We start from the raw sequence: 14,073 nt of genomic DNA, 5'->3' as shown, positions 1-14,073 counted from the left end.
GGGAACGGCAACCCTTTGCCAATCGAAACCGGCCGCGGCCGCCTTTTCCTGTGCGCTATTGCAATTCGGCCAGCAAGGCTTGTGCCTCGGCAAGGTTCTTTGCGGAGCCGGCGGCAAGGTCGTCCATCTTGCCATCCCGAAAGATGACGAGCGCATGCTGGCAGGCGGCTATCGCTTCCTCGGCCATTGCCTTCTGCTTGCGAGCAGCACCCAGATCGGTAAGCACGTCGCACAGGCTGTCCTCGGTGAAAGCGATGCCCGGCACCGAACCGATCTTCTTCTGCACGGCGATGGCCTCGCGCAGGATCGGCACCGCCTCCTCGAATTTGGCGACGTTGTTTCCGGCGCGGCCGGCGAGCGTCAGCTGATAGCCGATCTCGTTTTGCATGCTCGCCCAGCGCTCGGGGTCGCGGTCGCGGTCGACCTGGTCTGCCAATGCTCGGTAGACGGCGACCGCCTCGTGGAACAAAGCCGGCGAAGGCTCTTTCGCGCCGATCATGCCAAGCACATTGGCCAGGCTTGCCTGCGTGCTGGCCCAACGTTCGGGGGCGCGGTCGCGCGAGCGCACGCTCTGGATCGAACGATAGATGCCGGCCGAACGCTTCAGCAGGGCAACGTCGTCGCGCCAGTAGCCCAGCGTCGAAAGCGCGCTGGCCAGATTGGTCTGGTTGCGCAGCCATTCGTCGGCATCCCTGTCGCGGCTTATCACTGTCAGTGCCGCCTCATAGGCCTGGACAGACTTGGCCATGGCGTCCGGGTCGGAACTGGCGTTTGCCTGCATCATGCGGACATTGCCGAGGTCGCCTTCGACCGAAGCCCAGAGCGAGCGGTCGGGCAGCGTGGCATAGACGGCCAGTGCCTTTTCATGCGCGGCCGCCGCCTTCTGGTAGAGCGACGGGTCATTGGCGCTGCCGGCAAGGTAGTAATAGGCGCTGCCGAGTTCGTTCTGCAGCTGGGCGTGATCTTCCGGCACCGTGGCGAGGTCGTAGAAGGGCAGCGCCGCTTCAAGCGCCGTCGCCGACTGGTTGAACGCTTCGCCGTCCTGCGTGCGGTCGCCCAGAACCAGGAGCACATGGCCGAGACCCCATTGCGTTGCCGCCCAAGCGTCGGGGTCGCTGTCACGGCTCTGCATTTCGAGCGCCGCGCGATAGGCCACCGCCGAGCGCTGGAGCGCCTCGTCCGAACCGCCATCGGCCTTGCCGAGCATGGAAAGTGCTGCGCCCAGCCGGTACTGCGTCTTCGCCCAGTCCTTCGGGGCGCTCTCCTTGGTTCGCACGGTGAGCGCTGCATCATAGGCGGCGACCGCTTCTTCAAGGACCGCTTTGTCGCGAGCACGGTCGCCCCAGGTCGACAGCGAGTTGCCGAGACTGTGCTCTATTGAGGCGAATTCGAGCGGCGCGGCGGCGACGGTATAGACCTGCGAGGCCTCGCGATAGGCGGACGCCGACTTCCGGAGATAGTCGATGCCGGTGTCCCGATCGCCAAGCGTCGCATAGACCGAGCCCAGATTCTGGTTCAACGAAGCCCAGTCGAGCGGCAGCTTTTCGCGCGGATATTCAGAAAGTGCGGCCTCATAGGCAGCGACCGCCTTGAGCAGCGCGTCATTGCCGGCCTGCCTGGCGCCGAGACGCTGCAAGGCATTGCCAAGCGTCAACTGGCCGTTTGCCCAGCTGGCCGGCGCATGGTCGCGCGTCCACACCGTCAGTGCGGCCTCTGCCGCCTCCCGAGCACGCTGAAGCGTAGCAATGTCGCCATTGATCTGGCCGATCGATTCCAGCGCCGAACTCAAATTGTTCTGGATCGTCGCCCATTGCGCCGGCGCGCGCTCGCGCGTCATTTCCTCCGTCGCCGCCTGATAGGCGGCAACGGCCTGCTCAAGCGTCGGTACGTCTTGTTCACGCTCCCCGAGGCGGAACAAGGCCGCGCCGAGATTGACCTGGCTCAACGCCCAGTCGAGCGGCCCGCGCTCCCTGCGGTATTCGGTCAGCGCGGCGCGATGCGCTTCGATGGCGGCGCGAAAGCTGTCGCTGGTGGCTTGGCGCTCACCCAGTTCGGAGAGCACGATGCCGAGATTATTCTCAGTCGCCGCCCATTCGAGCGGCAGCTTTTTCGACACTTGCACCTCGAGCGCCGCGCAGAACGAGGCAACGGCATTGTCGAGCAACGTCGTGCCGTTCTCGCGCTGGCCGAGCCGCCAATAGACGGTGCCGAGATTGCCTAGCGTCGAGGCCCAGTCGTCCGGATTGGCGTCGCGCGTGTAGACGCTCAGCGCCTGATCGAAGGCGGCTGCCGCTTTGTCGAGGTCTTCGCGGCCGGCCTCGCGCTCGCCCAGCGTCGACAGTGTGGTGGCGAGATTGTTTTGCGTGGCCGCCCATTGCCGCGGGCTGTTTTCGCGCGACACATAGGTCAGCGCCTTTTCATAGGCAGCGACCGCCTGCACCAGAAAGGCGTTGTCGCCCGAGAAAGAACCATGCGCGGAGAGCGCCTGGGCCTCGGCTGCCTTGTAGAACCAGGCTTCATGGTCGTCCCATTTCTCGACCTGCTCATAGGCCTTGGCATAGTCCTGGGCTGCCGCCTGATAGCTGAAGGAGATTTCGTAGGTTTTGGCGCTGTCGCCGAAAACCTCGGCAAACTCGAAACGACGCGCCTTGAGGTCGGCTTCAGCCTGGTCGACGGTCTTCGACAGTTCGCCAACGCGGGCCTTGGCCTGTTCATGGATTTTCTGCGCTGCTTCCAGCGCGCCTTCCTGCACCGCTTGTTCGGCCAGTTTTGAAAGCCGGACGATTTCCGGATCCTGGCTCTTCAGCGTCGCCTGCTCGGCCAGTACCTGTTTCAGCCGCTCGGTCTGGCCGCGCAGCAATGTGTCGAGTTCGGCTGCATCCCTGGGTGTCTCGGTGCCCAGCGTCTTCAGCATGGCGTAGAGCGCGTCCATCGGTACGCCGCCGTCGCGGGCGATCGTCTCGATCTGGCGGCGTTGCGGGTCGGGCAGCGTCGAGATCGTCAGCAGCAGCCGGCGGCGCTCTGTGAGGATCTCGCCCTCCTCGCCTTTCGGCACCTCGGCGGGCGTGCCGAAATAGAGCAGCCGGCGCAGGCTCTCATTGACCCAGGGCCGCTGCCGGCCGCCGGTCTTGAGATAGACCTCCTCGCCGACCATGCGCAGCACAGTGCCGAATTCCTCGCCGCCCATCGTGTCGATGTGACGCAATATGGCTGCCGCGTAGGGGCTGTTGCCGTCGGCGGGACCGTCGAGCGCCACCTTGCCGGGCTCGGCGGCAAAGCCGATGACTTGGCCCAAGCTGTCGTTGCCAGAACCGCTGTCGTCGGCCGAACCCTTGGCCGGCGCGCTGTCGTTCAGCGCCACGACGCTGCGCGTTTCGCCGAGGCCGCCGGCGCCGATCGGCTTGCCCGCTTCACCCGGCTTGAGTTTCAAAAGCGTGCCCGGCGGAAACGGGTCGTTGCGGCAGGCATCGAGCAGCACGATGGTGACCGGCACCTTGGCCTTCAGTTCGGCCACGATCGACGACAGCGGGACCAGCTTCTCGCCGGCATCCTCGAGCGCCGCAATGTCGGCATCGACGGGCACCAGGAAATTCTCGCCACCGGCTTCGATGCCGTGGCCGGAATAGTAGATAATGGCGACGTCGGCACCCTCGGCATCGTCGACGAAGCCTTCGAGGTCGCGCCGCAATTTGCGTGCGTCGCGATTGGTCGCGACATCGGTTTCGAAGCCGAGCCTGTCGAACATCTCCTCGATGGCGCGGGCGTCGTTTTCCGCATTGGGCAGCTTGCCGACATGCTCATAGTCGGACTGCCCGATGACGAGCGCGACGCCTTTTAGCGCCTTCGGCTCCTCGCCCCGAGCAGGAACCAGCGCGCACAAAAGCAGCGCGGCAAACGCCACGCCTATGCGCCCTGTTGCACCTGGAAACAACATCGCCCACCCCAACCCAGCGTGCAATCTTCCACAGCGCCATGGCATCATGATGGCCGGCGCTTGGCAAGTGTTCGGGCAAGAGGTGTTCTTGTCGTGGCCTGTCGTGCCGCTCCGTTGCGATCTTCGCGCCCCTCCCTCGCCCAGCGCTGCGCCGCCGCTACTTGTTTGTTGACAGCATGCGAGGCCCACATGTGGAATTTGGCAGCAGAGAGCTGGAGGCTCCTCAAGCAGAGCGTCCTCGGCTTCATCGATGACAATGCGCTGAGCCATGGGGCGGCGATAGCTTTTTATGCCACGACCTCGCTTGCGCCGATCCTGCTGATCGTCGTCGCTATCGCCGGCATGGCCTTCGGGCACGAGGCGGCACAACTCGCCCTTTCGGCACAGATCGCCGGCCTGATGGGACCGCAAAGTGCCGAGCTGCTGCAGGCGACGATCGAAAACGCTTCGCAGAAGGAAGCGGGAACCCTTGCCAGCATTCTGGGGCTGGTCACGCTGTTCGTCGCCGCATCCGGCGTGTTCGGCGAAATGCAGCTGGCGCTGAACGAAATCTGGAAAGTCAAACCGAGGGCAGCAACGATCTCACGGCTGGTGCGGGCACGCATTGCAAGCCTGGGCCTGGTCGCCGCTCTCGGTTTCCTGCTCCTGGTGTCCTTGGTTGTAAGCGCCGCGATTTCGGCGCTCGGAGACGTCATCAACGCCTATCTGCCGTTCGGCACCATCATCCTGAGCGCGGTCAACGGGATTGTCTCGTTTGCCCTGATCGCGCTGCTGTTTGCCGCGATCTACAAGGTGCTGCCCGACCGCAGTCTGCAATGGCGCGATGTCGGCCTTGGCGCCGTCGTCACCGGGTTTCTGTTCACCATCGGCAAGTCGCTGATTGGCTGGTATATCGGAACCAGCGCTTTCGCATCGTCGTACGGCGCGGCCGGCGCCCTGCTCGTCGTGCTGTTGTGGGTCTACTATTCGGCCGAGATATTTCTGCTGGGCGCCGAATTCACGCGAGCCTATTCGGTTCGGCACGGCAGCCGGTCCGATTTGAAGAACAAGGTGGAATCGCATGACAAATGAGTTCACGCCGAAATTCGACTTGGCCGGCAAGGTGGTGCCTGTCACCGGCGCCTCGCGCGGCATCGGCCGCGCCGGCAGGCGAACTGCATCGGTCAAACCTGGTGTCCAGCTTTCTCATTCATTGCCGGCGAGCCAACGGACCATGTTCGCCATCAGTTTTCCGTAGAACGGCCATCCGAGGAAATTCTGCGAGAGCCAATGCGGGCCGATATCTGTTGCCCAGGCAATCGTGCGGCCGCGGCCATGGCTACCGACGGCAAGGAGCGGCCAGTCGGTGCCGCGGTGGTGGCAGGTCGCCAGAAGCCGGGACGAACCGTCGTGCCTGAATTCCAGCTTGTTCATGCCGAGGATCGGCGGCAACGGCCCCTCCACCCCGGAAAAAATCGGGTGGGATGACTGCAGGATGGAGGTCTGCAGGCCTTGCGGGACCTCCATGCCGTCGCTGTAGGGGAGGCAACGGACCGGCAGCACGTCCTCGACCGGGGTGTCGTGGAAACGCGCCGTCCCGAACATGCCCTGAAAACCCATATAGCCGCCGGCCAGCATCAGCCCGCCGCCACGTTCGACATAGGCCTTGAGCAGATCGAGGCGGTTGACGCCGACACGCCCGGCGCGGGCATCCGGCGTCACCAGCAATGTCAGGGCGCCGACGTCGGAGATCACCACCGCCCGATATTGGGCGAGCGCATCGAGGTCATAGGGAAACTCCGCGCCGCAACGCTCGCCGCCGATCTGCGTGACCGCGATGCGCTCATCGGCCAGCGCGGCATTGAAGGCCGTCGCGCCATTTGTCGAGGTCGCACTTGTAAGCACATCGCTACCGACGGCGACCGACGTCGTCGCCGCAAAGGTTTCGCCTGCAAGCAATATCTTCATTGCCGCCCCCGCACTGTTTTGATTCGAGAGGTTCAGGAAGGGCGCCGGATGGACCCGCGCCCCCGCCAGAGTTCGAGCTCTTAAGGATCAGAACTTGAACTCGGCCAGATTTTCAGGGGTCACGATCTTGGCCGGACCAAGGATCAGTTCGCCGCCGGCGCCAATCGTGTATTCGCCGAGCCTGCCTGCCGTGAACTTCTCACCCTCCTTTCCGGTGATCTTGCACTGCGCAAGCGCCTGGGCCGTCTGGTAGGTAAGATAGCCAAGATCGGTGACGTTCCACCAGATATCCTGGGCCGCCCCGTCCTTGATGTATTTCGAGATCAGAGTAGCCGGCGCGAGGCCGGTCAGCTTGACCTTGCCGATCATGCCCGCCTCCTCGAGCGCACGCGCGGCCGCCGGAAGGCCGATGCCTGCCGGGACGATGATCACCTTGAGATCGGGAAACGCCTGGACCAGCGCCAGCGCCTGCTGCTGGTTGATTTGTTCACTTTCTTCGCCATAGGCCACCTGCACCAGCTTCATTTTGGAGAACTTCGGCTCGGCGGCCATCTTCGCCTTCATGAAGTCGATCCAGGCGTTCTGGTTGGTCGCCGTCGGCGTCGACGACAGGATCGCGAATTCGCCTTCACCGCCGCTGAGGGCGAATGCACTTTCCAGCATCATTTCTGCGAGGCTGTCGCCCTTGACCTGATTGACAAATGCCGCGCGAGCATCGGCGGCCACATCGGAGTCATAGGAAATCACCCTGACGCCCTGCTGAACGGCGCGCTTCAGCGCCGGCGCGACGGCATTGGCGTCGTTGCCGGCAATTGCGATGACCCCGACCTTCTGCGACACGAGGCTGTTGATGAATTCGATTTGCGCCTCGGCGGTCGCCTGCGATGGGGCGACCTGGGTAGCGGTGCCGCCAATTTCCTTGGCTGCCTCTTGTGCACCTCCAAAAGCCACTTTGAAGTAGGGGTCTGTGTCGAGCTTGGGCAGGAAACCGACCGTTACGGGTTCCTTGGCGCATTCCTGGCTGAAGGCCAGCGAGGTTGGCGCGAGCAGAACCGCGGATGCGAGCAGGGCTAATCTAAACGCTTTCATTATGACTCCTCCGTCAAAATTCGGGCTTAAAGGAAGGGGCCCGAGATCACCCCTTTGTCTCGCGCATTGCGCGGGATCTGCTGAGCAGCTCCTGTGTGGAGCGCCAGTAATTGCCGACCAGCAGCGAGCCGATCAGAAGCAGGCCAATGATCATGCCCTGCGCGTCGCCGCCGATCTGGTTCAGCGCCAGCACGTTACGGATGATGGCGATCAGGACCAACGCCAGCATGACGCCGGTCAGGCGGCCCTTGCCGCCAAAGACGCTGACGCCGCCGAGCAGCACGATGGTGATGACGTCGAGCTCCATGCCGAGCGCATTGTTGGCGCGGGCATTGGAAAGGCGCGCGGTATAGACGATGCCGGCTATCGCCGCGACGACGCCCGAGACGACGAACAGGTTCAGCACCACCCGGCGCGTGTTTATGCCGGAATAGCGCGCCACCTCGGGGCTGCCGCCGAGCGCGTAGATGCGCTTGCCGGTCGGCGTCTTCTGCAGCACGACCGCAAACACCGGCGCCAGCGCCAGGAAGGGGACGATGGTCCACGGTATCTCGGTGCCCGGCAGATTGTTGATGCCGAAATCCACGACCGCGGGCGGCAGGATGTTGACCGAACCGGTGCCGAGCAGGATGTAGCCAATACCTCGATAGAGCGCCATCGTGCCGAGCGTCACCACCAGCGACTGCAGTCCAAGGCCCGAGACCAGGTAGCCGTTGAAAGCGCCGAGCAGGCCGCCGGCGACGAGCGTCAGCGGGATTGCGGCAAGCGTTGGCACGCCGGCCTGTACCAGCAAGCCAAAGACGACGGACGTCAGCGCCAGCACCGAGGCGATCGACAGGTCGATTTCGCGGGTGATGATGAGCAGCGTCATCGGCAGGATCAGCAGCGCCTTTTCCGAGGCGCTGGCGGCCAGTTGCGAGAGATTGAAGCCGGAGACGAAATTCGGCACGACGATCGCCGCGTAGAGGAAGATGGCCACGCAGGAGGTCGCCAGCAGCAGATCCCAGAAGTCGATCGAACGGAGGAACTTTCTCACCGCGCCCTCGCCTGTCTTGCCTGCTCGGCACGCCGCACGATGAAGGTGTCGATGCCGATGGCGACCAGGATCACCAGGCCGTAGACGCCCTGCAGCCACAGCGGGTCGACGCGCACCAGCGTCAGCCCGTTCTTGATGACGAGCAGCGTGAGCGCGCCGAGGATGATGCCGAGCAGCGTGCCCGAACCACCGCGGATGGCGACGCCGCCGACCACCGCCGACGCGATCACGGTGAGTTCGAAACCGAGCGCGACGCGGGCATCGATGGTCGCATAGCGGGATGCCCACAGCGCACCGCACAGGCCGCCGAGCAGGCCGGCCATGCCAAAGGCCAGCAGAATCCGCCGGTCGACGGGGATGCCGATAAGACGTGCGCCGTCGGGATTGGAGCCGGCGGCAAACAGTTCGCGTCCGATGGCGGTGCGATAGAGCAGCACATAACCCAGGCACAGGATGACGATCGCGATAATGACGATCAGCGGCACGCCGGCGATCTTCAGGCCGGTCATGTCGAGCCAGGCTTGCGTGACTTCGTCGGCGCTGATCTGGTCGCCGGCTGCCCAGATCGAGTTGAAGCCGCGGAAGATCGACATCGAGGCCAGCGTGACGACGATCGCCGGGATCTTTCCCCTGGTAACGACAAGGCCGTTGATCAGGCCAGCGACACCACCGACCGCGCATGCGGTCATCAGGCCGATGCCGATGTCGAGCCCTGGATAGGCCTGGACCATGCTCGCCGCCATGTAAGCCGACAAGCCGATCACCGCGGCGATCGAAAGGTCGATGTTGCGGGTGATCAGCACCAGCATCTGAGCGAGTGCTGCAACTACCAGCAGGGCTGCATCCATCGACACGGCGGTCAGGTTTGCCGCACTCACCATGCGCGGATTGATAATGGTGACCGGGATGGCGACCGCCAGCATCGCGGCGAGCAGGCCGAACTCCCGCCGCTTCAGTATGTCGAGCGGTCCTTTTCTTTTCTCTTCGCTGGCGGCCTGCGCTGCCGGGTCGGCGCGTTTGTCGGCCTTCGTCGCGGCTTCCAGCACCTTTTCCTGGGTGGCTTCGCCCCTGGCAAATTCGGCCGTCCGATGGCCTTCGCGCAGGACGATGATGCGGTCGCACATGCCGATGAGCTCGGGCATTTCCGAGGAGATCAGGATGATAGCCATGCCCTGTGCGGCAAGGTCGGCGATCATCGCATGCACTTCCGCCTTGGTGCCGACATCGATGCCTTGCGTCGGCTCGTCGAGGATGAGGACGCGCGGCTCGGTGCGCAGCCATTTGGCCAACACCACCTTCTGCTGGTTGCCGCCGGACAGTTCCTTTACCGGCTGCCCGTAGCCGGAAAAGCGAAGCTTCATCCGCTTCAGCCAGTCCGAAACCAGATCGATCGCGCGGTCCGTGCCGTAGAAGCCGGAGCGAGCTGCCTTGTCGAGCACGGGCAGCACCGCGTTGTCGAGGATCGAAAAGTCCATCACCAGGCTCTGGCCCATGCGATCTTCCGAGACATAGGCGATGCGCGCATCCATGGCGTCGCGTGCCGATGCAAAGTGCGCGGCCTCGCCGTCGATCAGGATTTCGCCGGCATCCGGCTGGTCGATGCCGAACAGCACGCGCGCGATCTCGGTCCGCCCGCTGCCGACCAGGCCGCCGAGCCCGAGCACCTCTCCGGCGTGGAGCTTGAGGTCGATGTTGGAAAAGCCGCCGGCATGCGAAAGCCCCCTCGCCTCCAGCACCAGCGCGCCGGTGGCGTGGTTTCGTTCCGGATAGAGGTCGGTCACTTCGCGGCCGACCATCATGCCGATGGCGGCGGCGCGACCAAGCTCGGCCTTCGGCTTGATGCCAATGAGGCGGCCGTCGCGCAGCACCGCGATGCGGTCGGCGATGCGGAAGATCTCGTCCATGCGATGGCCGACGAACATCATCGCCACGCCATGCAGCCGCAGGTCGGCGACGACGGTGAACAGCCGCTCGACCTCGCGCTGCGACAGGGCGGCCGTCGGCTCGTCCATGATCAGCACCCGCGCGTCGAGCGACAGGGCGCGGGCGATCTCGACCAGTTGCTGTTCGGAGGTGCGCAACGTTCCGAGCCGGGTTTCGGCCGGCACGTCGAGGCCGACTGTCGCCAGCACCTTGCGCGCGCCGGCAAGCACGGCAGCGTTGTCGATGCCGCCGAAGCGATCGCGCGGCATATGGCCGAGATAGATGTTTTCCGCCACCGAAAGATCCGGGAAAAGACCAGGATGCTGGTGCATGACCGAGATGCCGGCAGCCTGGGCATCGTGCGGCGAATGGAAGACCACAGGCTTGCCGTCGACTTCGATATGGCCGCCGGTAGAGAGGTACACGCCGGCCAGCAGCTTCACGCAAGTGCTCTTGCCGGCGCCGTTTTCGCCAAGCAGAGCCAGCACCTCGCCTGGGCGCAATTCGAAGGACGCGTCCTTGAGGGCAATGGTGCCGCCGAAGGCCTTTGTCGCCTGAACCAGGGCAACGGGGACCGCCACGTCGCTCTTCACCATGGCATCGGCTTCGCCTAATGCGCCCAAGTGCAGCACCCTTCCTCCCTGGTCCTGTTTCTTCAATTTGCTATATTAAATGGGCCGGCGCCGCAACTGGAAAATTGACTTCCGTGGCCCCGAAGGGCACTGTCGCTTCGCGCACGGGTGCAGCTGGAGCGCTCGACTGCGGCAACTTCAAAGCTGCAGGCGACTAGAGCAGTTCCGCGGCAATGAAATGGGGAGGCGCCGGTTTGTCCGGAAAAGGCAGCAATTCGGTCAAGGTTCGGCATTATAACGAGCGCTTCGTGCTCGATGCCATCCGCCGCCTGAAGGAGGCATCCAAGTCCGATCTGGCGCGCGCCGCAAATCTGACGCCGGCCGCGGTCGCCACCATTGTCGACGGGCTGGAATCGTCGGGATTCGTAAAGCAAGTGGGAAAAAGGTTCGGACAACGGGGGTCGCCGTCCACTCTCTACCGACTTGCACCGGAGCGCATCTACAGCGTCGGCATCAAGATCGGCCGGCGCGCGCTGGAAGCCGTGCTCGTCGACTTCGCCGGCGAGGTCCGCTCGCGCGAGTCGCACGAATATCGCTTTCCGGACCCCGATCTGGTGCTCAAGGCCGGCAACATGTCGCTGGCCACTTTCAACAAGCTGGTCGAGGGGCTTGGCGATGCCAGCATCGTCGGCGTCGGCATCGCTTCGCCATATTTCCTCGGCGGCTGGAGCGAGGAACTCGGCTTTCCCGACGACCTCGGTAGCCGCTGGGAAGCAATCGATCTGACGACATTCTTCGCCACAAAACCGAAGACCCCGGTCTTCGTGGAAAACGACGCGTCATCGGCCGCACTCGCCGAGCTCATCCAGGGGACCGGCGCACGGTTCCGCGACTTCATGCATATCTCGATCGACACCTTTGTCGGCGGCGGACTGGTGCAAGGCGGCAAGGTCCACACCGGGCCGCACGGCAACAGCGCCGCGCTCGGTCCTTTGCCGGTCTCGCCTTCAAGCCTCGATTCGGTGGCGGCCAAGCCGGCGCGCTACCAGAGCCTGCTGCATCGCGCTTCGATCTATGTTCTGGTCAATCATCTCAAATCGCGCGGCGTCGAGATCAATCGTGCGCGCGAACTCGATCCCTTGCCGCCGGGGGCGCGCGAGCCGCTGTCGGAATGGATCGACGATTGTGCCAATGCGCTGGTCGAGGCGATCATCGCCATCACCTCCGTGATCGACATCGAGGCGATCGTCCTCGACAGCATCCTGCCGCGGCCGATCCATCTCGAGCTGCTGGCGAAGGTGCAGACCCAGTTCAACAGGATCAGCGCCATCGGCATCGTGGCGCCGGAAATCGTGTCGGGACAATTCGGCCCCGAGGCTTCGCCGATCGGCGCGGCGATGCTGCCGTTCTCGGCACTGTTGGCGCCCGACAGCGGCGTGCTGATGATCGGCAAGGACAGAACAATGCTGCTGGGCAGCCTTTCGAGGCTTGCCAGCCAAGGCCAACCAGCAAGAAGCTCAGCGCCTTCAACGGGATAAGATGGTGCTGCGAACGAGCATCAAGCTCTGGACATCATCAACATCAGCTCACAGTCCGGCACTGACACGGCGGGCTTTTTGCGCCGGCACCGGAACTTTTAGCGGCTGCTGATCTTCATTCGTTACCGACATCGAAATGCTCGATCGGTCCGCGCTCCGCTTTAGTGCGGGCCCCAGGAAGCAAGGAGGAACACATGAACTGGGATCAAATCAAGGGAAAATGGACGCAGTTCAAAGGCAAGGCGAAAGAGCAGTGGGGTGACCTCACCGACGATGATCTTGATCGCATCGAAGGCAACCGAGACCAGCTCTTGGGACGTATCCAGGAGCGATATGGCATCGCCAAGGAAGAGGCAGAGCGCCAGGTAGATGACTGGTCCAGAAGCATCAGCTGAGTCTTGGACGCAACGCCGTCTGCTGCCCCACCACCGGGGTGAACTCTGCGTCGCCCGCCGTGCCGACTGGTGCGGCGGGCCCTTTCGACAGCGAGGCCCGGGAGGAACCTTTAGCCGTATCTAATGTTCTACTTGCGTGGCGGGCTTCACCCCGACGTGCGCCTAGCCCGGAGGCGAAGGAGTGCAATCATGAACAACATTATCTGGCTGGTCGGCGCCATCGTGATCGTAATCGCTATTTTGAGCTTTTTGGGTCTGCGATAGCACATCTGAGCCCTCTCTTCGAGCCGGCGGCCCGGTCGGCATGGCCTCAGCACACCCAAGCTGGTCAGACTTAGGTCCCAAGCAAGACGCTCCAGGAATGGACCGAAGCCCCGGCTGAGGAACGTAGCCGGCTGGCTCACGTTGTAGTGAGCTTTGGCGCGACCAAGATGCGTCTGGGCGGAAGAGTTCAAGCCAGAGAGGAGAAGCCCGACGTTCCGAACGAGCGTCGGGTTTGGGCGCAAATGCAAACGATCAGCCGACTGTTCGATTCCCATGCCCAGGCAGCACGTGCTGTTGCCAGGCTTCAGGCCGGCGGGATTCGTCGCCGGCAGATCAGCGTGGTCGGATCTTACAATGACAACGATGAACCGATCAGCGTTGCTGGATATTACGACGATGAGATGAGCGGTCTCTGGCGGGGTGCGGGCGCAGGGGCCGCACTTGGCGCGACGGCTGGTCTGCTGGCCGGTTTTAGCGCTTTTGGAGCTCAGGGCATTGATCCCGCGGGGATGACCGGCATGGCTCTGGTCGGTGCGGCGTGGGGCGGCTTTGGCGGCGGGCTTCTCGGAACCTTCGCCAATTTTGCCCAGAAGCCGGGCAAGCCGAAGATCGCAGAGGGTGTCGTTCTGGTGATGGCCCGCGTCGATGAAAAGCAGGCCGGCGCCGCGCAGGCAGTGCTTCGGAGTTCCGTGGAGATGCCGCGGCGCATCTGCCGTTCCGGACAGATGAAGACGAGCGCTTACACAAATTCAAGCCGGCTCCGCGTCCAATCTGGTGCCCGATGAAGTTTGTTTCGCGAAACGGGAATTCAAACCGGAGGCGCCCGACGAAAGTTTGGCAAACCAACACCTTGGAGGCATGCGGGCTGCTTGCCGTCGTGCTGTCCCTTATCCTTACGGTTCTATTGGCAGGTCTCATCCTTGGCTGAAGCCGTGCCCTTGCCGCCGGCGACACGGTGCCAAGCTCGGGCAATCGGCAACTGGCGAAAGGTGTGGCCAGTTCGAAGGATTAAACCATTCGTGCTAAGCGTTCACAGCTTGTCGCCATAGGAGAGGACGCCGAGATGGACAAACGGGCTGAAGGAGACGCGGAGAGATTGGCTCGAGGCGAGTTCGAGCTCAAAGCCGAACGATATGGCGTGAACGCCTTTCTTCTCGTTGTCGAACTTATAAATCTGCTGGAAAAGCGCGGAACAATCAGCAGCGACGACGTCGCGACAATAGCCGAGGCCGCCGCACTTGCCGTTGCCGCATCCAGCGAACCCGACATGAACAGCATCAATCTGTTGCAGGCCATCGCCGCCGCACGCCGGCCCAAATAGGGCAAGTCCGGCAGCAATCGGCGCGAACCGAAAACGCTATATTGAAACTGATCT

General features: G+C 63.4%; 10 protein-coding genes. 5 read left to right on the top strand and 5 right to left on the bottom strand.

Going from position 1 to position 14,073, the window contains the following annotated elements:
- Positions 1–55 precede the first annotated feature (55 nt).
- Positions 56–3,901: a caspase family protein gene (locus NKJ09_RS03415; RefSeq protein ID WP_352515892.1), complete on the bottom strand. Its 3,846-nt coding sequence runs from the start codon at positions 3,899–3,901 to the stop codon at positions 56–58.
- Positions 3,902–4,123: 222 nt separating this feature from the next.
- Between NKJ09_RS03415 and NKJ09_RS03410 the strand changes: the two genes are divergently transcribed.
- On the top strand, positions 4,124–5,005 hold the full coding sequence (locus NKJ09_RS03410) for a YihY/virulence factor BrkB family protein (protein WP_352493821.1): 882 nt from the start codon (positions 4,124–4,126) through the stop codon (positions 5,003–5,005).
- A gap of 114 nt (positions 5,006–5,119) precedes the next feature.
- On the opposite strand, the gene NKJ09_RS03405 is transcribed toward NKJ09_RS03410, so the two are convergent.
- The 4 genes from NKJ09_RS03405 to NKJ09_RS03390 form a co-directional block, all read right to left on the bottom strand.
- A complete protein-coding gene (locus NKJ09_RS03405; RefSeq protein WP_352493820.1) occupies positions 5,120–5,881 on the bottom strand; it encodes a glutamine amidotransferase in 762 nt (253 codons plus the stop codon).
- A gap of 87 nt (positions 5,882–5,968) precedes the next feature.
- Complete coding sequence (locus tag NKJ09_RS03400) at positions 5,969–6,970, bottom strand: rhamnose ABC transporter substrate-binding protein (protein WP_352488291.1); 1,002 nt, start codon at positions 6,968–6,970, stop codon at positions 5,969–5,971.
- A gap of 46 nt (positions 6,971–7,016) precedes the next feature.
- Positions 7,017–8,006: an ABC transporter permease gene (locus NKJ09_RS03395; RefSeq protein ID WP_352493819.1), complete on the bottom strand. Its 990-nt coding sequence runs from the start codon at positions 8,004–8,006 to the stop codon at positions 7,017–7,019.
- On the bottom strand, positions 8,003–10,561 hold the full coding sequence (locus tag NKJ09_RS03390; RefSeq protein ID WP_352493818.1) for an ATP-binding cassette domain-containing protein: 2,559 nt from the start codon (positions 10,559–10,561) through the stop codon (positions 8,003–8,005). Before NKJ09_RS03390 ends, NKJ09_RS03395 begins: the two co-directional genes overlap by 4 nt.
- A 194-nt stretch (positions 10,562–10,755) precedes the next feature.
- Between NKJ09_RS03390 and NKJ09_RS03385 the strand changes: the two genes are divergently transcribed.
- From NKJ09_RS03385 to NKJ09_RS03370, 4 genes are all read left to right on the top strand, one after another.
- Positions 10,756–12,039: an ROK family transcriptional regulator gene (locus NKJ09_RS03385; RefSeq protein ID WP_352493817.1), complete on the top strand. Its 1,284-nt coding sequence runs from the start codon at positions 10,756–10,758 to the stop codon at positions 12,037–12,039.
- A 194-nt stretch (positions 12,040–12,233) separates the two neighbouring features.
- Positions 12,234–12,434 (top strand): CsbD family protein, encoded by a 201-nt coding sequence (locus NKJ09_RS03380; protein WP_023677416.1) that lies wholly within the window; start codon positions 12,234–12,236, stop codon positions 12,432–12,434.
- 506 nt (positions 12,435–12,940) lie between these two features.
- Complete coding sequence (locus tag NKJ09_RS03375; protein WP_352493816.1) at positions 12,941–13,483, top strand: hypothetical protein; 543 nt, start codon at positions 12,941–12,943, stop codon at positions 13,481–13,483.
- Positions 13,484–13,761: 278 nt separating this feature from the next.
- Positions 13,762–14,019, top strand: a complete 258-nt coding sequence (locus NKJ09_RS03370) for a hypothetical protein (protein ID WP_352493815.1) — start codon at positions 13,762–13,764, stop codon at positions 14,017–14,019.
- Positions 14,020–14,073: the final 54 nt, after the last annotated feature.

It is taken from the genome of Mesorhizobium sp. M0189, assembly GCF_040322135.1.
Lineage (GTDB): Bacteria > Pseudomonadota > Alphaproteobacteria > Rhizobiales > Rhizobiaceae > Mesorhizobium.
Note: the sequence above shows the minus strand (reverse complement) of the source record. Positions and strands in the feature narration are given on the sequence as shown.

Coding starts and splice junctions, on each gene's coding strand:
- NKJ09_RS03410 (WP_352493821.1), top strand. CDS start 4,124: ATGTGGAATTTGGCAGCAGAGAGCTGGAGGCTCCTCAAGCAGAGCGTC.
- NKJ09_RS03405 (WP_352493820.1), bottom strand. CDS start 5,881: ATGAAGATATTGCTTGCAGGCGAAACCTTTGCGGCGACGACGTCGGTC.
- NKJ09_RS03375 (WP_352493816.1), top strand. CDS start 12,941: ATGCAAACGATCAGCCGACTGTTCGATTCCCATGCCCAGGCAGCACGT.
- NKJ09_RS03370 (WP_352493815.1), top strand. CDS start 13,762: ATGGACAAACGGGCTGAAGGAGACGCGGAGAGATTGGCTCGAGGCGAG.
- NKJ09_RS03400 (WP_352488291.1), bottom strand. CDS start 6,970: ATGAAAGCGTTTAGATTAGCCCTGCTCGCATCCGCGGTTCTGCTCGCG.
- NKJ09_RS03380 (WP_023677416.1), top strand. CDS start 12,234: ATGAACTGGGATCAAATCAAGGGAAAATGGACGCAGTTCAAAGGCAAG.